This window comes from Raoultella sp. T31 (assembly GCF_002806725.1).
Taxonomy (GTDB): Bacteria; Pseudomonadota; Gammaproteobacteria; order Enterobacterales; family Enterobacteriaceae; genus Klebsiella; species Klebsiella electrica.
The window spans coordinates 1-24,827 of the sequence record NZ_PIBO01000014.1 but is presented as its reverse complement, the minus strand read 5'-3'; the positions used below and the strand labels follow the sequence as shown (position 1 = coordinate 24,827).

The 24,827-nt window shown below is 54.2% G+C and carries 30 protein-coding genes, 1 tRNA gene and 1 pseudogene; 6 read left to right on the top strand and 26 right to left on the bottom strand.

The genetic code is table 11. From position 1 onward, the window contains the following. Nucleotides 1–5: 5 nt before the first annotated feature. The 9 genes from CWM52_RS11950 to CWM52_RS26335 all read right to left on the bottom strand — a co-directional run bounded on the left by CWM52_RS11950 (nt 6) and on the right by CWM52_RS26335 (nt 5,365). Nucleotides 6–386, bottom strand: coding sequence for a hypothetical protein (locus CWM52_RS11950; RefSeq protein WP_100684312.1), 381 nt, complete (start codon nt 384–386; stop codon nt 6–8). A gap of 335 nt (nt 387–721) precedes the next feature. After that, nucleotides 722–3,385: a TOPRIM and DUF927 domain-containing protein gene (locus CWM52_RS11945; RefSeq protein ID WP_100684311.1), complete on the bottom strand. Its 2,664-nt coding sequence runs from the start codon at nt 3,383–3,385 to the stop codon at nt 722–724. Nucleotides 3,386–3,389: 4 nt separating this feature from the next. Continuing rightward, on the bottom strand, nt 3,390–3,962 hold the full coding sequence (locus tag CWM52_RS11940) for a hypothetical protein (RefSeq protein WP_100684310.1): 573 nt from the start codon (nt 3,960–3,962) through the stop codon (nt 3,390–3,392). Continuing rightward, nucleotides 3,955–4,176 carry a DUF4222 domain-containing protein gene (locus tag CWM52_RS11935; RefSeq protein ID WP_100684395.1) on the bottom strand — a complete coding sequence of 74 codons (222 nt, stop codon included), beginning with the start codon at nt 4,174–4,176 and terminating at the stop codon, nt 3,955–3,957. Before CWM52_RS11935 ends, CWM52_RS11940 begins: the two co-directional genes overlap by 8 nt. 12 nt (nt 4,177–4,188) lie before the next feature. Next, complete coding sequence (locus CWM52_RS11930) at nt 4,189–4,404, bottom strand: hypothetical protein (RefSeq protein WP_100684309.1); 216 nt, start codon at nt 4,402–4,404, stop codon at nt 4,189–4,191. Then, nucleotides 4,401–4,664, bottom strand: coding sequence for a nicotinic acetylcholine receptor subunit beta (locus CWM52_RS11925; RefSeq protein WP_100684308.1), 264 nt, complete (start codon nt 4,662–4,664; stop codon nt 4,401–4,403). Before CWM52_RS11925 ends, CWM52_RS11930 begins: the two co-directional genes overlap by 4 nt. Continuing rightward, nucleotides 4,661–4,978: a ubiquinol-cytochrome C reductase gene (locus CWM52_RS11920; protein WP_100684307.1), complete on the bottom strand. Its 318-nt coding sequence runs from the start codon at nt 4,976–4,978 to the stop codon at nt 4,661–4,663. Before CWM52_RS11920 ends, CWM52_RS11925 begins: the two co-directional genes overlap by 4 nt. After that, the gene (locus CWM52_RS11915) at nt 4,975–5,154 is read right to left on the bottom strand and encodes a hypothetical protein (protein ID WP_100684306.1); all 180 of its coding nucleotides are present in this window, start codon (nt 5,152–5,154) and stop codon (nt 4,975–4,977) included. Before CWM52_RS11915 ends, CWM52_RS11920 begins: the two co-directional genes overlap by 4 nt. Then, nucleotides 5,147–5,365, bottom strand: a complete 219-nt coding sequence (locus CWM52_RS26335) for a host cell division inhibitor Icd-like protein (RefSeq protein ID WP_165785387.1) — start codon at nt 5,363–5,365, stop codon at nt 5,147–5,149. The genes CWM52_RS11915 and CWM52_RS26335 overlap by 8 nt, the downstream gene beginning before the upstream one ends. Nucleotides 5,366–5,576: 211 nt before the next feature. Here CWM52_RS26335 and CWM52_RS11910 point away from each other — a divergent pair, with 211 nt between their 5' ends. Beyond that, nucleotides 5,577–5,912: a YlcI/YnfO family protein gene (locus CWM52_RS11910; RefSeq protein WP_100684305.1), complete on the top strand. Its 336-nt coding sequence runs from the start codon at nt 5,577–5,579 to the stop codon at nt 5,910–5,912. 423 nt (nt 5,913–6,335) lie between these two features. On the opposite strand, the gene CWM52_RS11905 is transcribed toward CWM52_RS11910, so the two are convergent. From CWM52_RS11905 to actS, 7 genes and pseudogenes are all read right to left on the bottom strand, one after another. Then, nucleotides 6,336–7,010, bottom strand: a complete 675-nt coding sequence (locus tag CWM52_RS11905) for an ORF6N domain-containing protein (protein ID WP_100684304.1) — start codon at nt 7,008–7,010, stop codon at nt 6,336–6,338. A gap of 13 nt (nt 7,011–7,023) precedes the next feature. After that, nucleotides 7,024–7,457, bottom strand: a pseudogene (locus CWM52_RS11900) (hypothetical protein). Beyond that, the gene (locus CWM52_RS11895; protein WP_100684303.1) at nt 7,457–7,663 is read right to left on the bottom strand and encodes a helix-turn-helix transcriptional regulator; all 207 of its coding nucleotides are present in this window, start codon (nt 7,661–7,663) and stop codon (nt 7,457–7,459) included. Before CWM52_RS11895 ends, CWM52_RS11900 begins: the two are co-directional and overlap by 1 nt. Before the next feature lie 142 nt (nt 7,664–7,805). Next, entirely contained in the window at nt 7,806–8,873 is a 1,068-nt protein-coding gene (locus CWM52_RS11890) for a DUF6387 family protein (RefSeq protein WP_100684302.1), read from the bottom strand. A 144-nt stretch (nt 8,874–9,017) separates the two neighbouring features. Next, entirely contained in the window at nt 9,018–10,232 is a 1,215-nt protein-coding gene (locus CWM52_RS11885) for a tyrosine-type recombinase/integrase (protein ID WP_100684393.1), read from the bottom strand. Nucleotides 10,233–10,396: 164 nt separating this feature from the next. Next, nucleotides 10,397–10,470 (bottom strand) — tRNA-Gly (locus CWM52_RS11880). A gap of 80 nt (nt 10,471–10,550) precedes the next feature. Beyond that, nucleotides 10,551–11,273, bottom strand: a complete 723-nt coding sequence (gene actS / locus CWM52_RS11875; protein WP_100684301.1) for an amidase activator ActS — start codon at nt 11,271–11,273, stop codon at nt 10,551–10,553. Nucleotides 11,274–11,504: 231 nt separating this feature from the next. Between actS and idi the strand changes: the two genes are divergently transcribed. Continuing rightward, nucleotides 11,505–12,059 carry an isopentenyl-diphosphate Delta-isomerase gene (gene idi, locus CWM52_RS11870; RefSeq protein WP_100684300.1) on the top strand — a complete coding sequence of 185 codons (555 nt, stop codon included), beginning with the start codon at nt 11,505–11,507 and terminating at the stop codon, nt 12,057–12,059. Nucleotides 12,060–12,183: 124 nt separating this feature from the next. Here the strand turns inward: idi and lysS are convergent, their stop codons facing one another. The 5 genes from lysS to xerD all read right to left on the bottom strand — a co-directional run bounded on the left by lysS (nt 12,184) and on the right by xerD (nt 18,303). Continuing rightward, the gene (gene lysS / locus CWM52_RS11865; RefSeq protein ID WP_100684299.1) at nt 12,184–13,701 is read right to left on the bottom strand and encodes a lysine--tRNA ligase; all 1,518 of its coding nucleotides are present in this window, start codon (nt 13,699–13,701) and stop codon (nt 12,184–12,186) included. A gap of 9 nt (nt 13,702–13,710) precedes the next feature. Further along, a protein-coding gene (gene prfB / locus CWM52_RS11860; RefSeq protein WP_100684298.1) for a peptide chain release factor 2 occupies nt 13,711–14,809 on the bottom strand; the annotation gives its coding sequence in 2 pieces (ribosomal slippage) (nt 13,711–14,733 and nt 14,735–14,809; 1,098 coding nt in all). A 122-nt stretch (nt 14,810–14,931) separates the two neighbouring features. Next, the gene (gene recJ / locus CWM52_RS11855; protein WP_100684297.1) at nt 14,932–16,665 is read right to left on the bottom strand and encodes a single-stranded-DNA-specific exonuclease RecJ; all 1,734 of its coding nucleotides are present in this window, start codon (nt 16,663–16,665) and stop codon (nt 14,932–14,934) included. Between the two features lie 5 nt (nt 16,666–16,670). Continuing rightward, complete coding sequence (gene dsbC, locus CWM52_RS11850) at nt 16,671–17,384, bottom strand: bifunctional protein-disulfide isomerase/oxidoreductase DsbC (protein WP_100684296.1); 714 nt, start codon at nt 17,382–17,384, stop codon at nt 16,671–16,673. Between the two features lie 22 nt (nt 17,385–17,406). Continuing rightward, entirely contained in the window at nt 17,407–18,303 is an 897-nt protein-coding gene (gene xerD, locus CWM52_RS11845) for a site-specific tyrosine recombinase XerD (RefSeq protein WP_100684392.1), read from the bottom strand. A gap of 177 nt (nt 18,304–18,480) precedes the next feature. Here xerD and fldB point away from each other — a divergent pair, with 177 nt between their 5' ends. Then, a complete protein-coding gene (gene fldB / locus CWM52_RS11840) occupies nt 18,481–19,002 on the top strand; it encodes a flavodoxin FldB (protein ID WP_100684295.1) in 522 nt (173 codons plus the stop codon). Nucleotides 19,003–19,007: 5 nt separating this feature from the next. Here fldB and CWM52_RS11835 read toward each other — a convergent pair whose 3' ends face one another. Both CWM52_RS11835 and sdhE read right to left on the bottom strand, forming a co-directional pair. Further along, a complete protein-coding gene (locus tag CWM52_RS11835) occupies nt 19,008–19,418 on the bottom strand; it encodes a protein YgfX (protein ID WP_100684294.1) in 411 nt (136 codons plus the stop codon). Further along, nucleotides 19,399–19,665, bottom strand: coding sequence for an FAD assembly factor SdhE (gene sdhE, locus CWM52_RS11830; RefSeq protein WP_004867358.1), 267 nt, complete (start codon nt 19,663–19,665; stop codon nt 19,399–19,401). The genes CWM52_RS11835 and sdhE overlap by 20 nt, the downstream gene beginning before the upstream one ends. Nucleotides 19,666–19,962: 297 nt before the next feature. On the opposite strand from sdhE, the gene ygfZ reads away from it, so the two are divergent. Further along, nucleotides 19,963–20,946, top strand: a complete 984-nt coding sequence (gene ygfZ / locus CWM52_RS11825; RefSeq protein WP_100684293.1) for a tRNA-modifying protein YgfZ — start codon at nt 19,963–19,965, stop codon at nt 20,944–20,946. A 112-nt stretch (nt 20,947–21,058) separates the two neighbouring features. Here the strand turns inward: ygfZ and trhA are convergent, their stop codons facing one another. Continuing rightward, the gene (gene trhA, locus CWM52_RS11820; RefSeq protein WP_100684391.1) at nt 21,059–21,718 is read right to left on the bottom strand and encodes a PAQR family membrane homeostasis protein TrhA; all 660 of its coding nucleotides are present in this window, start codon (nt 21,716–21,718) and stop codon (nt 21,059–21,061) included. Nucleotides 21,719–21,879: 161 nt separating this feature from the next. After that, a complete protein-coding gene (yqfB, locus tag CWM52_RS11815; protein WP_100684292.1) occupies nt 21,880–22,191 on the bottom strand; it encodes a N(4)-acetylcytidine aminohydrolase in 312 nt (103 codons plus the stop codon). 49 nt (nt 22,192–22,240) lie between these two features. On the opposite strand from yqfB, the gene CWM52_RS11810 reads away from it, so the two are divergent. Both CWM52_RS11810 and CWM52_RS11805 read left to right on the top strand, forming a co-directional pair. After that, nucleotides 22,241–22,969: a MurR/RpiR family transcriptional regulator gene (locus tag CWM52_RS11810; protein ID WP_100684291.1), complete on the top strand. Its 729-nt coding sequence runs from the start codon at nt 22,241–22,243 to the stop codon at nt 22,967–22,969. A 119-nt stretch (nt 22,970–23,088) separates the two neighbouring features. Further along, complete coding sequence (locus tag CWM52_RS11805) at nt 23,089–24,522, top strand: 6-phospho-beta-glucosidase (protein WP_100684290.1); 1,434 nt, start codon at nt 23,089–23,091, stop codon at nt 24,520–24,522. 240 nt (nt 24,523–24,762) lie between these two features. Here CWM52_RS11805 and CWM52_RS26785 read toward each other — a convergent pair. Continuing rightward, on the bottom strand, nt 24,763–24,827 hold a 65-nt coding region (locus CWM52_RS26785), incomplete at its 5' end, for a hypothetical protein (RefSeq protein ID WP_227521294.1).

Here is a 24,827-nt window from a genome sequence, read left to right as displayed (position 1 = left end):
TGCTGTCATACCTGCTCACCATGCCCGGTGTATTCATCAATAATGTTTAACGTCATATCAAACAGTTGTAAAGCCGCGGCCTCAGCACATCCAATATCGAGATTGTAAAATCGCATGAGAGAAAAAGTGATAGCCCGTGATGTCATTGCCGTTGTGTGCTGCTGATAAATTTCCTCGGCGCGCTGCTCAATGTCGCGCCGAAAATCCAGGTGGCTGAACAGGTCGCGATGAGACACCTGATACGGCTCATTCAGCCAGACGATATCGGCAAATCTCATCCGCTGCCAGATAATGATGGCCGGATACTGATTCTCGTTACAGTAGTCCAGATAACCAACCGAAATAGCCAGGGACGGCTGTCCGAAACAAATCAGAAACTGTTTCATATTGCTCTCCTGACACGAACAACCCGTTCATCTCCCCCTCGCTCCGCTGCATGGTTCAGCCGCCAGACAGTCGCGTATCCGGTTTGATACCCGCCGCCATACGCTGGCAATAGTTCCGCCTGAGCGCAACAGCTTCACGCAATTTCTCATCGGCAATAGCCGCACACTGGCTCAATGTTGGTTCAATATAGTGGATTGTTGGTTCAAAACAGCCATTTGTTGGTTCGGTGTTGGTTCAATTTAAAACAAATAAATACATGTAAAACATACATATAAACACAACCAATACTTACTGAACCAACTGAACCAACATTAATAAGCCTCACATGTGTAATTTAACTCTCGTCTTTTTCTGTACCGTACTGGAGTACATAAACGTTGACCTGTCGTCCATTAACACGCGGTGATTTTTGCTGATACCCGCGCCCGCTGGCTGGCTCCGAAAGCATTCCGGCAGAGATAAGTGCTCGTGCGAACTGGCTGACGTTAAAGGTCTGAGCAATCTCCTTCTCAAACGTTGCAGGGAACGTGTAGAACACCATCGGCGCATCGTCATGGCTGCTCTTCCGCTTGCGGTACCCGGCGAGGTTGCTGATTGGCAGGCTGGCGGGGTCATAAGGCAACGGAGCGAACCGGCTCAGACCATAGGCATTCAGAAACGCCTCGCACTGCTCGATGATCTGCTGGTGCTCCTTGTTACCCGTCCCGAACTCTTTCACCCAGGCGTTAAAGCTGTGCTGAATGGCATCACGACTGGCCTGCTCACTCCAGCCAGTGATCGGCGCTCCCGTTACCAGAGCCGCTTCAAGGATGGCAAAGCGTTCGGCCACACGGTGTACCTGATCACCATAATCAGCCGGAATGAGGCTACGCCACCGCGTTTGCGCGTCACGTACCGCCTGTTTAGCCTCCTGCTGATGGGCTGCCAGCCATTTAACCCACTCACGACCCGCAGCACCGTGATTATCGTTCCATGCCTCTTTCAGTGCCTCGGCATGAGCCTTGCCGTTCGGCAGACCGTTAAAGACCGTGGATTTCTCCATCGGGATGTTCAGCAGACGCACCAGTTGCCCCGCTTTGACCTTTAACCCACCCGCAGCCAGGAAGGTTTCTATGTCCATTTCCCCGGTGCTGATCGCCACCGTTCGCCAGCGTTTCAGTTCCCGGTTTCCGCCCTCTTTGGCTCCCTGCAGCTTTCCGGCACCGTTAAACAGGGTATAAGCCGAAGTCGCAACATCTTTAGCGCTGCTGCCCTGTCCCACCTCATCAAGCGGTAACAGGCTGTCGTTATGTGCTTCCGCTTCATTGGCGATGCCAAGCGCCGTACCGTACCAGGTAAGCCGCAACGCATCCGGCTCACCCCACAGGCTGCTCGCAATATTGGCGGTGGTGGTCTTACCAGCACTCGACTGTTCGAACAAATGGACGCCGAAGCCATCAGCACCCACCAGCCCGATAAGCGGCGCCGATAATGCCGCTGCCACGCCCAGCATCATGGAAGGGTTCCCCCCGGCCAGGCGGGCGACAGAATCCCGCCAGCTGGCAGCCGTACCAGCAACGGCATACCCGGAAGATGCCGCGCTGCGACCGTTAAAGAGAATGGGCGTCTCTGGCTCACCAATCACCTCACCATCCGGCATGATATAGGCCCCATGATGCCAGCCAGTGGTATGGGTGATAATCCACTCATGGCCCGCGCCACACTGCTGCAACCAGTCGGCCAGAATCGCCCGGAACGTGCTTTTCGTCGTGACATTTACCCCACCACCCTTGAGGGATCGCCAGCCTTCACGCTCTCCGATATCCGCGCAGGGGATCGCCCTGGTCATATCTTCGTGGCCACGCGGCGAACGCCAGCGCAAAACAAGATAACGCTCGGTACCGTCGCTTCCAGCCCCGACCACTTCAAGCGGCGAGCACAGCCATGTTTCGTTATTGATAATCTCGCCGCTGTCTTTGTCCACCTTTGGCGTGATCCAGTACAGTCCATCGGCGCGGCTCTCCACGCGAGGTTTCAGTTCATCAGCTCGCGGGGCTGGCTTTTGCTCTTTCTTTCCGCCGTCAATCGCCTTAAGTTTTACTGCCACTTTCTCGCCCTCCGGCTTGTACATCGAATCGTTAAACGCAGCCGTAGCGGCTTCCAGCCCGTATTGCTGGTGGTAGTCGTTCCAGTCGGCCTTTTCCTCAGACTGAGGTAAAGCCACCCAGCCAGAAACAGCCTTAGCGGCTTTCTCCGCGGCTTCTTTGCCTGTATTTGGCTCTCCCGGCTTTATGTCGTTATCGGCAGCAATGATGATCTGCGCCCCCGGGTGCCGCTGGCGCATGAGCTCAGCAACAGGCAGCAGGTTTCCGGCATCAACAGCGGCCACGCATAAAGCGTCAGGGCGCAGCTGGTGAGCCGAAAGCGCGGTTGCCAGCCCTTCGGAGATAATCACCGCTTCCGTCGATTCAACGGAATCAAGCGTGTAGAAAGAGCCTTTCTTCACCGTGCCGGCCACCAGCCGCTTATTGCCATCTGGTTTAATCGTCTGTGCGCCGGTGACTGCGCCAGCGCCGTTTTTCAGCACCAGCAGCAGAGAACCATCGGGCATCAACGGGAAGGGGCATTGAAGCCCCTTTGATGTGAGGTAGACTGACTGACCAGAGGTCGATTTCGCCAGCATCCCGGCCACTTTCCCGGCAATATCCGCCTGAGGCTTCTCTCTGGCTGGCTTCGGTTCCGGCATTGGTAACGCCATCGCCCCGGCCACCAGTTCCGCCGCCTCTCTGGCGCCGCACTGATTGACCTTCATCACCAGATCCAGACCAGTCCCGGCACCACAGTGTGAGCAGTAGTAGGTGCCCCGCCCGTCTTTGTCATCGAAACGGTAACGGGTATTTCCTCCGCACGCAGGGCAAGCCCCCTCGCTGCGGTTGGTCGGAATAGCCAGGCGCTCCAGTATTGACGGCCAGTAGCCATTAGCCTTGCCGCGCACGTCGTTCACGAAATCATTTCGCATATGTTTAGTGCTCCGTCGGCATTGAAGGCGCGCCAAAGGCGCTGATGGTCGCAAGCAGATTGTCATGCAGGTCGGCCAGCACATCCCGGCCATGATCAGACAGCCAGTAAGTGCCATCACGCCATTCGACCATGGTCTGGTAATACTGGATGGCCAGATCCATACCCGTCGTGGGCCCGTATTTCTGCAAGGCGTACCCTTCTACGTGACTGGCAAGAGCGATACGCTCCGCTGCCGCATAAACGGTCATTGCGCCCGGTTTCCCGGCATAGACAGCCACCTTAACTTTGCTGCCATTTTCGCCGATCGAGTCGATAACCCCGTTATTTTTCACCTGTTCATCAATAAATGCCGCCGCAACAACCCATCGCCAGAGAGAAGCGTGCTGTTCTGGCGCAGCTGCGAACCACGTCAGCGCCACACCGTCCAGCACCGCACAGGCAAGGCCCATACCTTCATCCAGGTTATGGTCGTAATCGCCGCGACAGAGGCTTTCCACTACCGAAAGAAAACCCACCAGCCCGGATCCGGTAATAACACCATCACGGTCTGCTTCCGGAGAAAATGGTTTATTCATGGCCCGCTCCTTTTGCTGGTGAAAATTCTTTGATAAACCGCTGCTCGGGGTAAATACACGGCGACTGATAGCCTTCGCGGTAAAATTTGACCCTGTTGAACTGGCAGCTTTCGATAATTACCCGAAGGCCGTTGTTATCCGCCCATTTATCGCCTGGGAGGATTTCAGGGTGAGCGAGACCGCTGGCAACTGATCCAGAATCTTTATTTTTCATATTCATAGTCTCTTATTTTGCGCTGTAAGCGTCTCTCGCTTTCACCAGCTCACTGACGGCATCACTAACCAGCGACATTACCGCCGCCACCCGACAGGCTTCAGTGTAGTATTCATCTTCACTGGAAATGCTATCGATCCACAGACCCAGAACAGCCATAGCAGACTCACCAGAGGAGAGAGCATTTTCCGCATGCATCAGGACTTCAAAAGGTACGGATCTGTTCATGATCTGGCCTCCGCATCAATTCGGGCTATATCGACAATCGCCAGGACTTTATCCAGCCAACAGTGCACGATGGCTGCTTGCTCACCGTCGAGGTGTGGGGATAAATCAGTCATAACGTGAGCCAGCCCATTGCGAGCTCGGGTCATACGCTCTGCTGTGCGCTCTGCCAGCGTGAACTCATCCGGATAAGGCTGTATGCGGGAGAGCATCGCCTCGGCCTCAAGCTCTGCAGGATGGCGGTATATAGCGTTAATATTCATTTGGCCGCCCTCAGTTTTGATGCGTTCCCGCTGTCCGATAGAGAAAAACCCGCGTTCGCTGCTGTATCGTTCAGCGCAAGAACCACCTCCCCAACCGCACCCAGCATTGCGCCTATTTTGCGCATGTCGCCCTTTGCGGCTTCCTCGGTGTAGTTTTCATTGTCCGTTGCCCAGAACATCAGGCTGCCAATGGCAGTAATACCTAGCACCAAATCACTCACGGCCTCTTCTGCGCGGTTCTGAATGCTTTCCAGCTCATCGGCGGTGATGCCTTTTCCGAACTCATGGCGAACTAAATCGTTATACAGGTTCATGCTGCCACCTCCCGGACAAAGTTGATACGAACGTGCAGATAGCCGCCCTGCTGCGCCAGTAATTGCGCGGTCGATTTGGCCGCATCCGGGCTGGCGCTGGTCAGGGTGTAGTGAATGCCGACGGTGTTACCGCGTTTATTAACCGCATCCCCGTCAACCTGGAAGGTTTTAAGCATGACGTACCTCCGCTACCGGCAGACGAGCGGCCAGAGAGAGGATGAAGTGAGGTGCCAGAATGCGGCGGGCTTCACGTTCGGTTGCGGCCTCGACAGACAGGCGGCAGGGCCTGGCCTTTTTGTCATGGCGGTTGAGCGCCAGAAAGCGCCAGAGGAATAAATTAGGGCTGAGTGATGCCCGCCCTGCAGGGGGTGTGGTACGATTTGACATAGCTACCTCGTTATCTACGCTAACGCTGGTGGTCAGAAGCCCGGAAGGTGTTAGCGCACCTCTGGGCTTCGCCGTTTTGTGCCTTACCTGTTCTTTGCTTGTGGATAAGGTGTGTATTTCATTTGATATCAAGTGTGCATTCATGTCAACACTTTTAAATGCACACTTATTAATGTAATGTATTACACTCACACACATCACAGGGGGTCTAATGGCTACAGGTAGCGTCAACAACAAATCACAAATCAAAAATGTCCGCGTTCCACACGATGTTTTGAATGACATGGAATCTGTAAAGCTGGAAGGGGAGTCAACTGCTGGTTTCATCGTTACCGCAATGCGTAGCGAAATCGCCCGCAGGCAGACTGAAGGCAATGAGGAAGCCTTACTGCTATCTTCCCTTGATGCGCTGACCCGTGTTGAAGAGATCGGCACGAGAGCTGGTGAGGAAATCCAGCAGATCATCACGATTGCTCGTGACGAACTACAGCGCCGGCAGCGTAAGATGGCCAAAAGCCAGTCGGACAATCCAGACGTACCCGGCTGAACGTAAGACTCCTGAGAGGTGATTAAAATGCTTAACAAGCTATTAATCGTAGTACTCGTCATCGCCGTAGTTGCAGGCTGCTTACATCTTTTCTTTTCAACGCACTGAACAGGGTTACTCCCAGTAATTCTGTTAACTACCGGATTCTCGGTAGTTTGTCGAAATCCCAGAGCCCGAATTCGGGCTTTGGTATCCAGCCAAAGGGTCGGACTTGAAATCCGGCCCTTTTTCTTTGGTCGGTCTGCGCCATTGCTGATCACCACCAGCAAACAGCTACAAAATCCCGCCGGCTTGGCTGTGACAGAACTTCCCGCTTTAGGCCCGCTGGCGCAGACCTCATTTTTCAGCGAATTATTCTGCTTCTTCGATGGTCGCCCGCTGTCTCGATCTCCGCCAGTGCGCATGACCGACCCTGTTTTACGCTCAATCATGCCGCGCCTCCCACTCGTATTCATCAAAGCCAATCTGCCCCATCGCATCCACCAGCCGTTCCGCCGGGCGCAGGGCTTTGAGTTCCTTCTTACGCAGGTTCATCCCGTTACTGCCCTGTGAGCCATGAAGCCGCTTAGAATGATTGCCTGCACGAGTTACGGTGTTTTGCGCATCAATAACCGGCATAGCTGCCAGTTCTTTGAGCGATGGCAGTTCGACGTGCTGGAAAGTGACAACCTCCGGGCAACGGAAATAAGCTTTTACGAGCTGGCGCTGTACCTGCCAGGCCAAGTCATCGTTAAACGGCTTTGTCAGCAGCAGATAACCTGATTCGGTAATCAGCGTTACGCGGCCACGTATCGGGCTGTTCATTTTTTTGCCAGGGCGTTTAATGCCCCTGGCTAAATGATCAGTGACGTCCCATTCGACCTCAGACGCGCCGACAATAAAAAAATCGTCGCCATCAATGAAGCGGGCGCGGTTACGCTGAAAAGCCTTTTTGGCTGTGTCTCTCGGTCGCTGGTGGGCCTCGTCAATCATGGCGAACGTCACTACACGCTGTCCGTGAAATTCGACGGCAGGAAGCTGTTTAACCTGAATAGTAATATCCACCAGCCCAGCTTTGGATTGAGGGGCGGCCTCAGAATTGAATCTGATATTTTTCATTTTGTCGGCTCCGTTATGCGGCGGTGAGATTGTCCGGGTAGAGTTTCAGAATGTCGGTAATATCCTGAGCAGAAAGCCCGCTGTGCTGGTTAATAGCGGCCATATGGTTCACGAACTGAATAACCTTGAGCACGTCATAGCGCCCGGTAAAGCGGTAACGCATATGAGCGCCGATCCCGTCCGGGTTTTTCTCTCCCAGACGCTCGAGGCAAATACTTAGCTCGCGTTCCAGCTCTGTGGCATAGTTCCGGCCAGAGGAAAGCCGGCAGTAGCGCAGGATATCGTTTTCCGTCCATCCCTCAACGCCGGTACGCAGCATATAAACGCGGGCGCGGTGCTTCTTCGGTGTGCGTCGTGGGGCTTGTTTGTGGCTGGTGGCTGGCGTAACATCAGATCCGCGAGTATCTGTGTTAGCCGCCTGCTGTCCGGGCGGTTTTCTTTTTTCATCAGGCCACCTTCCCGCGAGACTCAGCAATACGCTGATTAATCCAGTCGTCGATTTCACTCTCAACGAAAGCAATAGCCCGAGAGCCGATTTTTACCGATTCGGGGAATTTCCCGCTGGACATAAGGCGATAAATCCAGGCCTTGCTATAACCAGTGCGACGCCTGACTTCAGAAAGTCGAATAAATGATTTGGTTTCGTAAGACATACTTTCCCCATTTATCTTATGCGCCCTCTGTGGACGCAGGTAGATTTCAGGGGAATTTTCTTCTTACGTTGATTTAAACTAAAGGTATGAAGCAAAAAAAAATTCTTACCGGAAATAAAATCTCTCTTTTTTCTTCCGGTCACTATCTGGGGATTTTTTCTTCCGCTAGAATCTTACTCAAAAGATGCTCCAGACTGTTACCATCCAAAATATCCTGAACCAACGGAATTAGGGTTTTCCTTACTTTCTCAGTCGTATCGACGTCAAACTCATCATAATAAAGAGCATCTCCATACTGTTTTAACGTAGGGCATTGATTAAAAAAATCCGAAAGTATCTTCATATCCAAATATGCCAAAACCCTTAAGCTCTTCCATCTTTTCAATAAAGATAATTTAAAGTGATTTTTAATGTTTTTTTTAGGACTATCATCCCCAAAGACTTCTTCGTGAGCTTTTCTAGCATGAAAAATCCAAGTCTTAAACCCTTCAATAAGAATTTCATCTGGAACACTTAGATCCACTTCAGCCCAAACAGTATTTCTACTTAAAGGTCCAGCCTCCCACCCATAACCATTTTCTATTTTCCTTACATCAGAAACAGAATCAGAGAACGAATCATTAAGTATTACATCGCTTATCATTTTATTGTATTCTTTATTCCCCAACCCTCCCATAAAACCATTATATCGATTCATAAAAGCAATTTGTGGCATATCAATCAATACAATACCAGACCTACAATGCCAATGACTTACATGTCTTAAGTCCTCATTCGTTATGGCTAACGCATCCCCATAGAATATTTCCTCTAAGAAATTGGAAACCACAAGTAACTCATCTTTTATTTCATCTTTTTTTCTTTCATGAAATTCTTTCTCTGATAATGGGAAAGGGGTCATTTCATCTAGAAGATCATCTTCGGTATAGCCATCTAAATACTCTTTATACTCTTCCCCCTCAAGATATCTTGCATATTCTAAAGAGTGTATCATCTCCACTCTTTTCTTGAAGGCTATGTAGAATTGAAGTCCATCATAATTTTGGGTGGACTCATCATATTTATTGACATGGATGGAACTGAGCACATCTTTAACGCCGAAATCAAATCCTCTTAAGTAATTAAAGAAGTCATATCCCTCGGTAATTGTTTTTGAAACCTGATCAATTTCTTGATCTATCTCGTCAGCAGACCTTAAATTTCGTTTCATAACGCCACCTCACGCCCTCTGATTTAGGCGGCTATGCCAGCCCGCAGAGGTGTACGGGTTTTCGGGGATCAGCCTAGACATAGCCTATTCTTTGTTCGTCTACCTAAGTCTACTATCGTCTGTATATACTGTCTATGCATCCAGTCAGGCACGTTTTCCGAACGAGCCATGCACCACATTTTCACCATTCTCAAGAGCCGCCATATAGTCGGCATACCACTGGAGCATTTCCCGACGGCCATCCAGATACTGAGCGTGGTTGTAGGTGCCGCGGATGGAGTTCTTATCAACGTGTGCCAGCTGCGTTTCAATCCAGGCGGTGTTGTAACCCTGCTCATGCAAGATGGTACTCATGGTGTGGCGGAAGCCGTGCCCGGTTACGCGGCCTGCGTAACCTATGCGACGGATCAGTACGTTCATCGCCATTTCGCTCATGGGTTTGCTGTGATGGATACGGCCGGGGAAGATAAAAATATATTGGCCGGTAATCGGCTTTAGTTGCTCCAGAATGGCAATGGCCTGGTCTGATAACGGCACGCAATGCGGGCGCCGCTTCTTCATCCTGGCTGGTGGCACTTCCCATATGCGTTTATCAAAGTCTATCTCTGACCACTTCCCTTGCCTGAGTTCGCCGGGGCGCAAACCGGTAAGAACCTGCAGGCGCATCGCCAGCTTTACCACGATACTGCCGCTGTATGTATTTAACGTTCTGAAAAATTCCGGCAACTCCTCGGTCTTCAAAAAGGCGTAATGCTCTTTTTTATGGGGAGAAAACGCACTAGCCAGATCCGGCGCGGGGTTATACTCCGCCCGACCAGTGACGATGGCATAGCGCCAGACCTCGCCGCAGCGCTGCCGTACTTTCCGCAGTTTTTCCGTTGCCCCTCGCTCGTCCAGGCGAGACAGAACTCCCATCAACTCCATCGGTTTAATGTCTGCGATGGGGCGGCCGCCGATATACGGGAAAACGTCAGTCTCAAACGTCTTAAGCATTTCCTCCGAATATGAGACGGACCACCGGTCGATACGCTTCTCGTACCATTCGCGGGCGATAGCCTCAAAGGTATTGCTGATTTCGTTCTGTCGGTCCTGCTTATCCCTCTTTCGCACATCGCTGGGGTTGATACCCGCGGCCACCAGCTTTTTGGCTTCATCCCGCTTTTGTCTGGCTTCGGTAAGAGAGGTAAGCGGATACGTGCCAAGCGACAGCATCTTCGGCTTTCCATCAAACCGATAGCGGAAACGCCACCCCTTCGATCCGTTCGGCTCAATGAGAAGAGAAAGCCCGTTACCATCGTTGAGTGTATAGGGCTTATCCAGTGGCTTAGAGCGCCTGATTTCAAGGTCTGTGAGTGGCATTGTGTATAGTTCCAAAGTGTAGAGCACGGGCTATACGCATTACTATACACACAGATGTATAGATTCCGGTAGATGTAAGTAGACGTAGAAATAACGAGAATTGGCGTTAGAGCCTGTGGTTACTGGGTTTTGTAGACTTGAGTAGACGTTGAGAGATGTTTGTTTGGAGCGGGCGAAGGGAATCGAACCCTCGTATAGAGCTTGGGAAGCTCTCGTTCTACCATTGAACTACGCCCGCTTTGAGGTGCGAGGGCCATTATAGACCTTACGCACCGTCTTACAAGACTGAATCTTGCTAACTGCTGATAAAATAACCTCTTAGCACTTAGGTTTACTGCCCTGCGGCGGTAAATAGCGCTGTGGATCGATAGCCGTCGCCCGGTAGCGAATCTGGAAATGCAGGCGCACGGAATCGGCGTCGCTACTTCCCATCGTGGCTATCTGCTGGCCAATCTTCACGTTCTGACCATTATTGACCATCATTTTGTCATTATGGGCATAGGCGCTGATGTAATCCTCACCGTGTTTAATCATGATCAGATTACCGTAGCCGCGGAGCTGATTACCGACGTACACCACTTTACCCGCCCCTGCCGCGTAGACCGGCTGGCCGCGCGTGCCGGCAATATCAATCCCCTTATTACCGCCATCATTTGATGAATAAGGCAGAATAACTTTACCGCTGGTCGGCCAGCGCCAGCAGCGTTGCCCCACCGGTGGCCAGGAGACCGGCGGCAGCGTCACCGGCGGCTTACTGGCCGCGGTGCGCGTACCGGCGCGACTCTTCGCGGATGAGCCACCCTTTGTGGTACCCGAGCCCGGATTCAGCTTCAGACGCTGTCCAACCTCAATGGTATACGGTGGGGAGATATTATTCAGTCGGGCCAGATCGTTAATGCTGGTACCGGTCGTCCGGGAAATACGGTACAAGGTATCGCCGCGTTTAACGGTGTAGACGGAAGCGGAATCAGATGAACTGGAACACCCTGCAATCACCAGGCTGCTGACCAACATCATCATGATAAAAAAGCGTTTTCTCATCAGGCGTCCTGCACTCAGCACAGCTCTCATCTCTTCACAACGGACGACTATCATACCAGCCCGCAGGCAGATCCCCAATCGATACGCTTGTGTTGGCGGATTCGGGTATCCCCCTCAGCAGTACCGACAGCGTGTTTTGGTAATGCCTTTCACGCGGTTATCGGCTACCCTAGTGGCGAGTACGTGACCAGGCGAGTGTATGCCGGGTCACTTTTATTATCAGGAGTTGTCATGACCGGGGAACATGTCATTTTGCTCGATGAGCAAGATAAGCCTGTTGGCAGGCTGGAAAAATATGCCGCCCATACCCTCAATACCCCTTTGCACCTCGCCTTTTCCTGCTGGTTGTTTAATGACCATGGCCAGCTACTGGTGACGCGTCGTTCACTGGGCAAAAAAGCCTGGCCCGGCGTCTGGACCAACTCCGTCTGCGGACATCCTCAGAGCGGAGAGACGTTTGACCAGGCCGTGACGCGGCGCAGCCGTTTTGAGCTCGGCGTTAACATTGCCAACATCGCCCCCGTTCATCCGGCGTTTCGTTACCGGGCGGTGGCCCCAAACGGGATTGTCGAAAACGAAGTCTGCCCGGTTTACGCCGCACGGATTATCAGTCCGCTGCAGGCCAATAGCGACGAGGTTATGGACTATCAATGGTGTGAGCTGGAGGATTTACTGCAGTCGTTGGCGCTCACGCCGTGGGCCTACAGCCCGTGGATGGTGCTCGAAGCGGCTGATGATAACGCCCGACAAGCGTTAAGAAACTATGTCGCGCAGCTGCGCTATTAGCCGTAATGCCGGATAGCGGTTTTTTCGCCGCCTGTCCGCCCCCTCTCTCGACTCATGCAGCGGGTGGCTGAGGCACAAACAAAAAACCCCGGCATTGCCGGGGTTGCGCTTTGGGCGGTCGGTCTTATTTAACCGGACGCATCGCCGGGAACAGGATGACGTCGCGGATGGTGTGACTGTTGGTAAACAGCATTACCATACGGTCAATACCGATACCCAGACCTGCGGTCGGCGGCAGACCATGTTCCAGCGCGGTCACGTAGTCTTCATCGTAGAACATGGCTTCATCGTCACCAGCGGCTTTCGCATTCACCTGGTCCTGGAAGCGCTGCGCCTGGTCTTCGGCGTCGTTCAGCTCGCTGAAGCCGTTACCGATTTCACGGCCGCCGATAAAGAACTCAAAGCGGTCGGTGATTTCCGGGTTCTGGTCATTACGACGCGCCAGCGGAGAGACTTCGGCCGGGTATTCGGTGATAAAGGTCGGCTGAATCAGGTGCGCTTCCGCCACTTCTTCAAAGATCTCCGTCACGATACGGCCCAGACCCCAGCTCTTCTCAACGTGAATGCCGATGGACTCTGCAATCGCCTTCGCAGAATCGAAGTTATCCAGATCCGCCATCTCGGTTTGCGGACGGTATTTCTTGATAGCTTCACGCATGGTCAGTTTTTCAAACGGCTTGCCGAAGTCGAAGGTCTGATCGCCATAAGGCACCGCGGTGTTGCCCAGAATATCCTGCGCCAGGGTGCGGAACAGGGATTCGGTCAGCTCGATCAGATCTTTATAGTCCGCGTACGCCATGTAGAGTTCCATCATGGTGAACTCTGGGTTGTGACGCACGGAGATGCCTTCGTTACGGAAGTTACGGTTGATTTCGAACACGCGTTCGAAGCCGCCCACAACCAGACGCTTCAGGTACAGTTCCGGCGCGATACGCAGGTACATGTCCATATCCAGCGCGTTGTGATGGGTGATGAACGGACGGGCAGACGCACCGCCGGGGATCACCTGCATCATTGGGGTTTCCACTTCCATAAAGTCGCGCCCCACCATGAACTGGCGGATACCGGCCAGAATCCGGGAGCGAATCTTAAAGGTCTTACGGGATTCGTCGTTAGAGATCAGGTCCAGATAGCGCTGACGGTAGCGCGCTTCCTGATCCTGCAGACCGTGGAATTTGTCCGGCAGCGGGCGCAGGGCTTTGGTCAGCAGACGCAGTTCGCTGCAGTGGATAGAGAGCTCGCCGGTTTTGGTTTTGAACAGCTTACCGCGCGCCGCGATGATATCGCCGAGGTCCCATTTTTTGAACTGCTCGTTGTAGACGCCTTCCGGCAGATCGTCACGCGCGACGTACAGCTGAATGCGGCCGCCGACGTCCTGCAAAGTGACGAAAGAGGCTTTACCCATAATCCGGCGGGTCATCATACGGCCAGCAACGGAGACTTCAACGTTCAGTGCCTCCAGCTCTTCGTTTTCTTTCGCATCGAAGTCAGCGTGCAGTTGGTCAGAGGTATGGTCACGACGGAAATCGTTCGGGAACGGAATACCCTGCTCACGAAGCTGAGCCAGCTTTTCACGACGGGCTTTCAGTTCATTATTAAGGTCAATTGCCGCGTCAGCGCCCTGTGCTTGTTGTTCAGACATGTTGGTTCCTCATAACCCTGCTTTCAAACTTGCTTCGATAAATTGATCCAGGCTGCCGTCCAGCACGGCCTGAGTATTGCGGGTTTCCACCCCGGTGCGCAGATCTTTAATGCGGGAGTCATCCAGCACGTAAGAACGGATCTGGCTGCCCCAGCCGATGTCGGATTTGGTATCTTCCATCGCCTGCTTCTCGGCATTTTTCTTCTGCATTTCCAGCTCATAAAGCTTGGCTTTCATCTGCTTCATGGCCTGGTCTTTGTTCTTGTGCTGCGAACGGTCGTTCTGGCACTGCGTCACTAAGCCGGTCGGAATGTGGGTGATACGCACCGCGGATTCCGTACGGTTAACGTGCTGACCACCCGCGCCGGAGGCGCGATAAACGTCGATGCGCAGGTCCGCCGGGTTGATTTCGATATCAATGTCTTCATCCACTTCCGGATAGACGAACGCGGAGCTGAAGGAGGTATGGCGGCGGCCGCCGGAATCGAACGGGCTCTTACGCACCAGGCGGTGGACGCCGGTTTCGGTACGCAGCCAGCCGTAGGCGTAATCGCCGATAATCTTGATGGTCACGGACTTAATGCCCGCCACTTCGCCTTCAGACTCTTCAATAATTTCGGTCTTGAAGCCACGCGCTTCGGCCCAGCGCAGATACATACGCGTCAGCATGCTGGCCCAGTCCTGCGCTTCCGTACCGCCGGAACCGGCCTGAATATCGAGATAGCAATCGGCGCTGTCGTACTCGCCGGAGAACATGCGACGGAACTCAAGCTGCGCCAGTTTCTCTTCCAGCACGTCAAGTTCGGCAATGGCTTCGTTGAAGGTCTCTTCGTCGTCGGCTTCGACAGCCAGCTCCAGCAGTCCGGAAACATCTTCCAGCCCCTGAGACATTTGATCCAACGTGTCAACGATGGCTTCCAGTGAAGAACGCTCTTTACCCAGCGCCTGTGCGCGCTCGGGTTCGTTCCACACGTCCGGCTGCTCCAGCTCGGCGTTTACTTCTTCCAGACGCTCTTTCTTGGCATCGTAGTCAAAGATACCCCCTAAGAACGTCGGAGCGCTCCGTGAGGTCCTGAATGCGGTTTTTTACCGGATTTATTTCAAACATGATCGATTTTCTTTTAATGGATTGGTCAAAATGCGGTGATAAGAGCGGAATTGTACCGGATCCCCGCTCTCTTTTATAGACACTTCGGCCTTCCGTCAGCCTGTTTGTTGACGACTTTTTCGTCAGACCGGCCAGAGATGGTCGATGATAAGCTGCAGGCTGCGATTGCCGCGGAACTCATTAATATCGAGCTTATAGGCCAGGGTGACTTCGCGCACGCCGTTATCCGGCCAAATCGAAGTATCAACGTTGAAGGCAATCCCGTCCAGCAGCGGGCCGCCGCCAACCGGCTCGACCATCACCTTGAGATGCCGCTCGCCCACCAGGCGCTGCTGTAGCAGACGGAAACGACCGTCAAACAGCGGCTCCGGGAACATCTGTCCCCAGGGTCCCGCTTCACGGAGCAGATGCGCGACTTCCATGCTCATCTCAGCCGCTTCCAGCGGGCCATCCGACATCACCTCCCCCTGCAACAGCGCTGGATCCAGCCACTCGGTGACCAGCTCGCCGAAACGCTGCTGGAACTCCTCAAAGCGCGCCTCTTCCAGCGACAGTCCCGCCGCCATCGCGTGGCCGCCGAACTTAAGAATGAGCCCCGGATGCAGCGTATCAAGACGTTCAAGCGCATCGCGCATATGCAACCCCTGGATAGAGCGCCCGGAGCCTTTTAACAGCCCGTCGCCGGTTGGGGCGAAGGCAATAACCGGGCGATGGAAGCGCTCTTTAATCCGCGACGCCAGAATCCCGACCACCCCCTGGTGCCACTGCGGATGATACATCGCCAGCCCGCCGGGCAGCGTGTCGCCGCTGCGTTCAAGCTGCTGGCACAGCGTAAGCGCTTCCGCCTGCATCCCTTGCTCAATCTCTTTGCGCGTCTGGTTCAGCGCATCCAGTTCATTGGCCAGCATCCGCGCTTCGCCGACGTTATCGCACAACAGCAGCGCCACGCCGACCGACATATCATCCAGCCGGCCTGCCGCATTCAGCCGCGGTCCCAGGGCAAACCCCAGGTCGCTGGCCGCCAGCTTTTGCGGATCGCGGTTGGCAATCTCCAGCAGCGCTTTGATCCCCGGACGGCACTTACCGGCACGGATACGGCTCAGCCCCTGCCAGGTGAGAATGCGGTTATTGGCATCGAGCGGCACGACGTCAGCCACCGTCCCGAGCGCGACCAGATCCAACAGTTCGGCGAGATTCGGCGGCGCGATGCCCCGCTCTGCAAACCAGTTTTTATCACGCAGGAAGGTGCGCAGCGCCAGCATCAAATAGAACGCCACCCCGACGCCGGCCAGCGATTTCGAAGGGAAATCGCAGTCGCGCAGGTTCGGGTTGACGATAGCCTCCGCCGCCGGCAGCGTCTCACCCGGCAGGTGGTGATCGGTCACCACCACCGGAATACCCAGCGCATGAGCATGATCGACGCCGCTATGCGACGAGATACCGTTATCCACGGTCATAATCATCTGCGCGCCGCGGGCGTGGGCCTGATCGACCACCTCGGGACTTAACCCGTAGCCATCTTCAAAGCGATTGGGTACCAGATAAGAGACATTACTGTAGCCGAGCGCGCGCAGCGCCAGCACGCTGAGCGCGGTGCTGGTCGCGCCATCGGCGTCAAAATCACCGACCACAACAATGTGCCGCTGTTGCCTGAATGCGCCGTAGAGCATCTCCACGGCTTGTTCGATGCCGGTCAGTTGCGTCCACGGCAACATGCCTTTGACGCTGCGCTCCAGCTCCTGCGCATGCAGGACGCCGCGGCTGGCGTACAGCCGCTGCAGCAGCGGCGGCAGATCGGTGGGGAGTTCAGTCCCTTCAACCACCTCACGGCGGCGTAGTTGTATCTGTTGTTTCACGCGAATTATTTACCGCTTGTCTGTTTTTGATGCTCATCAAGGAAGGCTTTCAGCTCTTTCGGCCCCTGATAACCCGGAAGCACGTAGCCGTTGCTCAGCACCATCGCCGGCGTTCCATTGACGCCAAACTGCACGCCAAGCGTGTAGTGTTTGCTGATATCAACCGGGCAGCTCGCCGGCTGGATACCTTTACCGCTCATCGCGTCATCCAGCGCTTTGTTACGATCTTTGGCGCACCAGATAGCTTTCATATCCTGCGCAGTCTGGCTTTGCAGCCCCTGGCGCGGGAAGGCCAGGTAGCGAACGGTAATCCCCAGCGCGTTGTAGTCGCTCATCTCTTCGTGCAGCTTGTGGCAGTAGCCGCAGGTGATGTCGGTGAAAACGGTGATAACGTGTTTTTCCTGCGGCGCTTTATAGATAATCATCTCTTTTTCCAGCGCATTCAGCTTGCCCACCAGCAGCGCGTTGGTGACGTTTACCGGCTGTGCGCCGCCGACGTCGTACATCGGCCCCTGGATGACGTGTTTACCGTCATCGGTCACATACAGCACGCCGCTGTCGGTCAGTACGGTGCTCATTCCGGCAACCGGCGAAGGTTGAATATCCGTACTCTGTACGCCCAGTTTTGCCAGCGACCGTTTGATAGCCGCGTTATCCGCATGGGCCGCACCGGACAGCGTCGCCGCCAGCAGCGTAAACATCAATAAACCTTTTTTCATACTCAGTCCTTTTATTCAGCACTCACGCCCGCGGGTGGTGCTGTTGATGAAGTTGTCTCAGACGCTCGGTCGCAACATGGGTGTAGATCTGCGTCGTAGAGAGATCGCTGTGTCCCAACAGCATCTGTACCACGCGTAAGTCTGCGCCATGGTTGAGTAAATGCGTGGCAAACGCATGGCGTAAAACGTGCGGGGAGAGCTTCGCGCTATCTATCCCGGCCAGCACGGCATAGTGCTTAATCCGATGCCAGAAGGTCTGGCGCGTCATTTGCTGCGCGCGCTGGCTGGGGAAAAGCACATCGGATGCCACGCCGTTCAGCAGCCAGGGGCGCCCGTACTCCAGGTAGTTCTCAACCCACAGCACCGCCTCTTCGCCAAGCGGGACCAGCCGCTCTTTGTTGCCTTTGCCGACGACCCGCAGGACGCCCTGGCGCAGGCTGATGTCGCTCATCGTCAGACCCACCAGTTCCGATACGCGCAGGCCGGTGGCATACAGCACCTCAAGCATCGCTTTATCGCGCAATTCCAGAGGCTGATCGACCAGCGGCGCCTGCAGCAGGCGATCGACCTGCGCCTCGCTCAGATCTTTCGGCAGCCGCTGCGGCAGCTTCGGCGACGCCAGCAGCGCGCTGGGGTCATCCGGGCGGATTTTCTCCCGATAGAGGTGCTGGAAGAAACGGCGCACGGCGCTCAACAGGCGCGCGGTACTGGTGGCTTTATAGCCGCCCGTTTGTCTCTCAGCCAGCAGCGCCTGCAGATCCTCGCCGCTCACGCTAACCAGCGACGACCCGCGATGATGCAGCCATTCCACGACCATGGTCAGATCCCGACGGTAGGCGCTCAGCGTATTTTCCGCCAGATTGCGCTCCAGCCACAAGGCATCAAGAAACTGTTCGATTCGTGCGAGATCCTCTTTCACATCGCCCTCTTTGCTCGTTAAAACGGCTTCAGTATACCCAAATAAGTGGCCCGACTGGGCAAAAACGGCGGCGCTGTTTTTCCCGGCGGCCTGACAGAGCAGCTTAAGTATGCGGCTGACGACGGCTTTCTGATAAACTAGCCGCAAAATCACCGCATGAATTGAGATGTTTACGCCATGAACATAGGTCTTTTTTACGGCTCCAGTACCTGCTACACCGAGATGGCAGCGGAGAAGATCCGCGATATCATCGGCCCGGAATTAGTGACGCTGCATAATCTGAAAGATGATTCCCCTTCCCTGATGACACAGTATGACGTGTTGATTCTCGGTATCCCGACGTGGGATTTCGGCGAAATTCAGGAAGACTGGGAAGCCGTCTGGCAGCAGCTGGATACGCTGGATCTGCAGGATAAAATTGTGGCGCTGTATGGCATGGGTGACCAGCTGGGTTACGGTGAATGGTTCCTTGATGCGCTGGGAATGCTGCACGACAAACTGAGCGCCAAAGGCGTGAAGTTTATCGGTTACTGGCCGACGGAAGGTTACGAATTCACCAGCCAGAAACCGATTATCGCCGATGGCCAGCTGTTTGTTGGCCTCGCGCTTGATGAAACGAACCAGTATGACCTGAGCGACGAGCGCATCCAGAACTGGTGCGAACAAATCCTCGGCGAAATGGCAGAGCAGTTCGCCTGATTTGCTTAATCCTGTGCCGGTTTTTGTAACACCAACCGGCGCAGATCTCGCCACTCTCTGGCATCCATACTGTCTGCAGCGACCCACAGATGCTGACGGCGGCGCGTTTGCATATCCTGCAGGCGCAGCAACATCCCGCTATTAATCACCCACGGCGTGCCGACAATCTCCCATTCCGCTTTTTGCCAACGCAAACGCGAATCGGTCATCAGCTTTATTTCCCCCCGGCAGGCGTGGATCCGCCGCTGGCTGCGCACGCTGTCGAACACCACCAGCGACAGCAGCAGTAGCCAAAGCGGTGTGTAGCTCAGCGGCCACGGCATCAGCAGCACAATAGCCGCCACAACGCCATGTAGCAGCAGCGAGAACCACTGTGAACGCCAGGAAATGCGTAAATCAGATTGCCACAGGACCACGTTCCCGATTCCGAGTCTGGATTAATTTTACCATCCGTTGCAGTTGCGCATCAGCCGGTTCGCCATGATTCATCAGCCAGTTAAACAGATCCGGATCGTCGTTTTCTAACAGGCGGATGAACAGCTGTTTGTCTTCATCGCTGAGCGTATCGTACTCATACTCGAAAAACGGCATGATGGAGATATCAAGTTCACGCATACCCCGGCGGCATGCCCAGTGGATGCGGGCTTTATTCGTAATGTCCATGTTGTCCTTCCAGCATAAAGAGAGTCTGACATCGTCCTTCAGGGCGCCGAAAAGCGGCCTGAACAGACGTTGTTGATAGGTTAGTGTAACCCGTTTTTTGCACTTACTTTACAGCAATATCGAGAACAGAGAACGCCATTCCACAAAAACCACAGCGAAGATATGGAATTATCCCTCACCTTTGTTTCCCCATTTGTGCTTTCAGGGCACAAATGGCCTGCCAAAAGCGCTTGCATTGCACCATAGCTCTTTTACCATTAGCTATTCACTCTGCGTTAAGCTATTCAGGACATGACTATGGCTTTTACACCTTTTCCTCCGCGTCAGCCCTCCTCTTCCGCTCGTCTGCCGTTAACGCTGATGACCCTGGATGACTGGGCGCTGGCGACGATTACCGGTCAGGATGGCGAGAAGTATCTGCAGGGGCAGATTACCGCCGATGTCAGCGCGTTAACCGACGATCGGCATCTGCTTGCCGCGCACTGCGATGCCAAGGGCAAGATGTGGAGCAACCTGCGAGTCTTCCGCCGTGGCGATGGTTTCGCCTGGATTGAACGCCGCAGCCTGCGCGAAGCGCAGCTCACCGAACTCAAGAAATATGCGGTGTTCTCCAAAGTGACCATTGCCGCCGATGATGAACACGTCCTGCTGGGCGTTGCCGGTTTCCAGGCCCGCGCCGCGCTGGCGCCGCTGTTCAGTGAACTTCCGGGCAGCGACAAACCGTTGGTCACCGATGGCGTGACCAGCCTGCTGTGGTTTGAACATCCGGCGGAGCGCTTTCTGCTGGTGACCGATGTGGAAACCGCTACCCGCGTGGCCGACGCGTTGCGCAGCGATGCGCAGCTAAACAACAGCCAGCAGTGGCTGGCGCTCAACATCGAAGCCGGTCTGCCGGTTATCGACAGCGCCAACAGCGCGCAGTTCATCCCGCAGGCAACGAATCTGCAGGCGTTGGGCGGTATCAGCTTCAAAAAAGGCTGCTATACCGGCCAGGAAATGGTCGCCAGGGCGAAATTCCGCGGCGCAAACAAACGCGCGCTGTGGTATCTGGCCGGAAAGGCGAGCCGCGTCCCGGAAGCCGGAGAAGATCTTGAACTGAAAATGGGTGAAAACTGGCGCCGGACCGGCACCGTGCTGGCGGCGGTGCTGCTGGATGATGGTCAGTTGCTGGTGCAGGTGGTGATGAATAACGATATGGAGCCAGACAGCGTATTCCGCGTGCGCGATGATGCCGGCACATTAAACATCGTCCCACTGCCGTACTCGCTGGAAGAAGAGTAGATTTTCGTTTCCGGGTAATAGCGATGTTGATGCTATTACCCGGCCAGCACCACCCCAGACTGCGCGGACCTGTAGCCCCGCCGGGGAGTTACCCGATGATGCGACGTTTTATTTATACCTGGCCAACATACAAATAAATAGCCAGGAAGTGACAGACGCTGCCGCCCAGCACAAAACCGTGCCAGATAGCATGGTTATAAGGAATGCGCTTGCAGACGTAGAAGATAACCCCCAGCGAATACACCACGCCCCCGACCGCCAACAACGTGACGCCCCCTGCCGCCAGTTTGATCGCCAGTTGATAAACCACAATCAACGACAGCCAGCCCATCGTCAGATAGGTCACCAGAGAGAGGACCTTAAAGCGGTGCGCAATGGTGAGCTTAAACAAGATCCCCAGCAGCGCCAGGCTCCAGATGACAACCATCAGGCCGCGCGCAAGCGGTGAATTGAGCCCTACCAGGAGAAAAGGCGTATAGGTTCCCGCAATCAGCAGATAGATGGCGCAGTGATCGAATTTTTTCAGCCACTGCTTGGCTCGCTGATGAGGAATAGCATGATAGAGGGTGGAGGCGAGAAACAGCATAATCATGCTGCCGCCGTATAGACTATAGCTGGTTATCGCCGTTGCGCTGGCATTGCTGTCTACCGCCTGCACCAACAGGAGGACCAGGCCGATGATGCCAAACACCAGCCCGATACCGTGACTGATACTGTTGGCAACTTCCTCTGCCAAAGAATAACCCTGCGTGATTAATGGTTTGCGAACCATATTTGACTCCGAAAACAAGAACGCTTTCAATGCCCGTCTAGGGTAACTGAGAATGATTCCAGTGAACACCTGTTAGCTAAAATAAAAAGATGAATATTTGTAAACATTGTAAAATCATAATGTTACATTAAAATTTCAACTAACAGCCGTTCGCTGTTCTATCAAAGCTTTCTGAATTCAATAACATAAAACTGGTCTTCGCCGGGATAGATCGCCGTAATCACCTGCCGCAGCTGCGCGAGGGTCATATTCTCCTGTTCGGCATGGCGTTCCGTGAGGCTGTCGAGCGTCACCGTGGACGTCGCCGTCACGCTAATCATGCAAAAATAGCCGTCATCTTCATAACGGCCGACGCGCAGCACGTCGCCGGTTTTAAAATGCGACTCGGCGGCATTACGAATGGTGATGGTTTTACGCCCGGCGAGGATGTCGTCCTGAAAGCGCTGAAAAAAGGTTATGTCATTCGGCTGCATGGTATAATTCCATCCTGGTTATGATGAATTGTGAGTTATTACTGTGAGTATGTTCTCCCACGCCGCGATCGCCAGTCTCAATAATCTTGAGATGATGGTCTACCACTACGTCATTAAAAATCGTGACAAAGTGATGTATATGACCATCCGCGAACTGGCAGAAGCCGCCGGGGTCTCGACGACCACCGTCCTGCGCTTTTGTCGTAAACTGCAGTGCGAAGGCTACTCGGAGTTTCGCGTCCGCTTTAAATTATATCTCGAGAAGAACCAGCCTCAACAGGCAAATATCGGCGCCAGCGAAATTATGAGTTTTTTTAAAAGCGTCAACAATGACGAATTTGATCATTTACTCGAACGCGCCGTCGATATTATTCTCGCATCGGAACGTATTATATTTGTCGGCGCAGGCACCTCCGGCGCGCTGGCAAAATATGGCGCACGCTTTTTCTCCAACGTCGGGAAATTCAGCAATCATATCGACGACCCTTATTTCCCGGTCACCAACGACATGGCGCGTAACGCGCTGGCGATCGTCCTGTCCGTTTCCGGGGAGACCGAAGAGATTCTCCGCTTCGCCAGCCAGTTCAGCCTGCATAACTGCAAGGTGATGTCGGTCACCAGCCATGAGCACTCCCGACTGGCGAAGCTGGCGGACTTTAACCTCTCCTGGCACGTCCCGCAAACCCGCATCGGCGGCGTGTATGATATTACCACCCAAATTCCGGTTATTTATATTCTGGAATCCCTGGGGCGTAAATTAGCCCGTAAACTCAGCTGAAAATAACACCCTGTTTTTCCGATGTAACATATTCCAGCTGAGGGAAATTGTTATATCGTGACATTTATTTCCCCTTTGTTAGACTCGCCAACAGATGCTATTTGACGAGACGAGCAAAGATGAAAAAAATCACCTTACCAAAAGACTTTTTATGGGGCGGCGCGGTTGCTGCACATCAGGTTGAAGGCGGCTGGAATAAAGAGGGCAAAGGCCCGAGCATTTGCGATGTGCTGACCGGCGGCGCCCACGGCGTGCCGCGCGAAATCACCCATGAAGTGGAAGCCGGGAAATACTACCCGAACCACGAAGCCATCGACTTCCACGGCCGCTACAAAGAAGACATCAGGCTGTTTGCCGAAATGGGCTTCAAGTGTTTTCGTACCTCCATTGCCTGGACCCGTATCTTCCCGCAGGGTGATGAAACTCAGCCCAACGAAGAGGGGCTGCAGTTTTATGACGACATGTTCAATGAGCTGCTGAAGTACAACATCGAGCCGGTTATCACCCTCTCTCACTTCGAAATGCCGCTGCATCTGGTGCAGCAGTACGGTGGCTGGACCAACCGCAAAGTGGTCGATTTCTTTGTGCGCTTCGCCGAAGTGGTCTTCGAGCGCTATAAGCACAAAGTGAAATACTGGATGACCTTCAACGAGATCAATAACCAGCGCAACTGGCGCGCCCCGTTGTTCGGCTACTGCTGTTCCGGCGTGGTCTATACCGATCACAAAAACCCGGAAGAGACCATGTACCAGGTGCTGCATCACCAGTTCGTTGCCAGCGCGCTGGCGGTGAAGGCGGCGCGACGCATCAATCCGCAGATGCAGGTCGGTTGTATGCTGGCAATGGTGGCGCTCTATCCGTTCTCCTGTAAACCTGACGATGTGATGTTCGCTCAGGAGTCGATGCGTGAACGTTACGTCTTTACCGACGTGCAGTTGCGCGGTTACTACCCGACCTACGTTCTCAACGAGTGGGAGCGCCGCGGGTTTAACATCGTGATGGCAGCGGGCGATGAGCAGATCCTGCGTGAAGGCACCTGCGATTACCTCGGTTTCAGCTACTACATGACCAACGCGGTCAAAGCGGAAGGCGGCAGCGGCGATGCCATCTCCGGCTTCGAAGGCAGCGTACCGAACCCGCACGTCAAAGCCTCCGACTGGGGCTGGCAGATTGACCCGGTGGGCCTGCGCTACTCGCTGTGCGAACTGTACGAACGCTATCAGAAACCGCTGTTTATCGTTGAAAACGGCTTCGGCGCCTACGACAAAGTGGAAGAAGACGGCAGCATCAACGACGACTACCGTATCGACTACCTGCGCGCGCATGTGGAAGAGATGATCAAAGCGGTGACTTACGATGGCGTCGAGCTGATGGGCTACACCCCGTGGGGCTGTATCGACTGCGTCTCCTTTACCACCGGCCAGTACAGCAAGCGCTACGGTTTTATTTACGTGAACAAGCATGACGACGGTACCGGCGACATGTCCCGCTCGCGCAAAAAAAGCTTCAACTGGTATAAAGAGGTCATTGCCAGCAACGGTGAAAATCTCTGATTCCCTCTCAGCAATGCCCCCTCCTCGCCAGAGGGGAGGGCACTGCCCGCCTTACAGACAGTTCTCTACAGCTTTTAACATTGCTAAAACGCATTCGCCCGAGCGGCGGTGACTGGCATCATAATCCCCGGCTTGCGCTACGCTTAGCCGGGCTACAAGTGCCGGATGGTAGCCGTTATTTGCCGCCGACCAGCAGCTGTAGCCCGGATAAGGCGTAGCCGCCATCCGGGTTCGCACATCTTATTTGCCGCCTGCCAGCTCCAGGAAACTACCTGTCACATAAGAGGCTTTGTCGCTCAGCAGCC

Excerpts from the sequence above, each read along its gene's own strand:
- CWM52_RS11940 (WP_100684310.1), bottom strand. The coding sequence starts at position 3,962 with ATGAATAAACCATTTTCTCCGGAAGCAGACCGTGATGGTGTTATTACC.
- trhA (WP_100684391.1), bottom strand. The coding sequence starts at position 21,718 with ATGGTTCGCAAACCATTAATCACGCAGGGTTATTCTTTGGCAGAGGAA.
- dsbC (WP_100684296.1), bottom strand. The coding sequence starts at position 17,384 with ATGAAAAAAGGTTTATTGATGTTTACGCTGCTGGCGGCGACGCTGTCC.
- yqfB (WP_100684292.1), bottom strand. The coding sequence starts at position 22,191 with ATGCAGCCGAATGACATAACCTTTTTTCAGCGCTTTCAGGACGACATC.
- CWM52_RS11930 (WP_100684309.1), bottom strand. The coding sequence starts at position 4,404 with ATGAACAGATCCGTACCTTTTGAAGTCCTGATGCATGCGGAAAATGCT.
- sdhE (WP_004867358.1), bottom strand. The coding sequence starts at position 19,665 with ATGGACATTACGAATAAAGCCCGCATCCACTGGGCATGCCGCCGGGGT.
- CWM52_RS11925 (WP_100684308.1), bottom strand. The coding sequence starts at position 4,664 with ATGAATATTAACGCTATATACCGCCATCCTGCAGAGCTTGAGGCCGAG.
- ygfZ (WP_100684293.1), top strand. The coding sequence starts at position 19,963 with ATGGCTTTTACACCTTTTCCTCCGCGTCAGCCCTCCTCTTCCGCTCGT.
- CWM52_RS11950 (WP_100684312.1), bottom strand. The coding sequence starts at position 386 with ATGAAACAGTTTCTGATTTGTTTCGGACAGCCGTCCCTGGCTATTTCG.
- CWM52_RS11805 (WP_100684290.1), top strand. The coding sequence starts at position 23,089 with ATGAAAAAAATCACCTTACCAAAAGACTTTTTATGGGGCGGCGCGGTT.
- CWM52_RS26335 (WP_165785387.1), bottom strand. The coding sequence starts at position 5,365 with ATGTCAAATCGTACCACACCCCCTGCAGGGCGGGCATCACTCAGCCCT.
- CWM52_RS11910 (WP_100684305.1), top strand. The coding sequence starts at position 5,577 with ATGGCTACAGGTAGCGTCAACAACAAATCACAAATCAAAAATGTCCGC.
- CWM52_RS11920 (WP_100684307.1), bottom strand. The coding sequence starts at position 4,978 with ATGAACCTGTATAACGATTTAGTTCGCCATGAGTTCGGAAAAGGCATC.
- lysS (WP_100684299.1), bottom strand. The coding sequence starts at position 13,701 with ATGTCTGAACAACAAGCACAGGGCGCTGACGCGGCAATTGACCTTAAT.
- CWM52_RS11895 (WP_100684303.1), bottom strand. The coding sequence starts at position 7,663 with ATGTCTTACGAAACCAAATCATTTATTCGACTTTCTGAAGTCAGGCGT.
- CWM52_RS11935 (WP_100684395.1), bottom strand. The coding sequence starts at position 4,176 with ATGAAAAATAAAGATTCTGGATCAGTTGCCAGCGGTCTCGCTCACCCT.
- actS (WP_100684301.1), bottom strand. The coding sequence starts at position 11,273 with ATGAGAAAACGCTTTTTTATCATGATGATGTTGGTCAGCAGCCTGGTG.
- idi (WP_100684300.1), top strand. The coding sequence starts at position 11,505 with ATGACCGGGGAACATGTCATTTTGCTCGATGAGCAAGATAAGCCTGTT.
- CWM52_RS11885 (WP_100684393.1), bottom strand. The coding sequence starts at position 10,232 with ATGCCACTCACAGACCTTGAAATCAGGCGCTCTAAGCCACTGGATAAG.
- CWM52_RS11890 (WP_100684302.1), bottom strand. The coding sequence starts at position 8,873 with ATGAAACGAAATTTAAGGTCTGCTGACGAGATAGATCAAGAAATTGAT.
- CWM52_RS11905 (WP_100684304.1), bottom strand. The coding sequence starts at position 7,010 with ATGAAAAATATCAGATTCAATTCTGAGGCCGCCCCTCAATCCAAAGCT.
- fldB (WP_100684295.1), top strand. The coding sequence starts at position 18,481 with ATGAACATAGGTCTTTTTTACGGCTCCAGTACCTGCTACACCGAGATG.
- CWM52_RS11945 (WP_100684311.1), bottom strand. The coding sequence starts at position 3,385 with ATGCGAAATGATTTCGTGAACGACGTGCGCGGCAAGGCTAATGGCTAC.
- CWM52_RS11810 (WP_100684291.1), top strand. The coding sequence starts at position 22,241 with ATGTTCTCCCACGCCGCGATCGCCAGTCTCAATAATCTTGAGATGATG.
- CWM52_RS11915 (WP_100684306.1), bottom strand. The coding sequence starts at position 5,154 with ATGCTTAAAACCTTCCAGGTTGACGGGGATGCGGTTAATAAACGCGGT.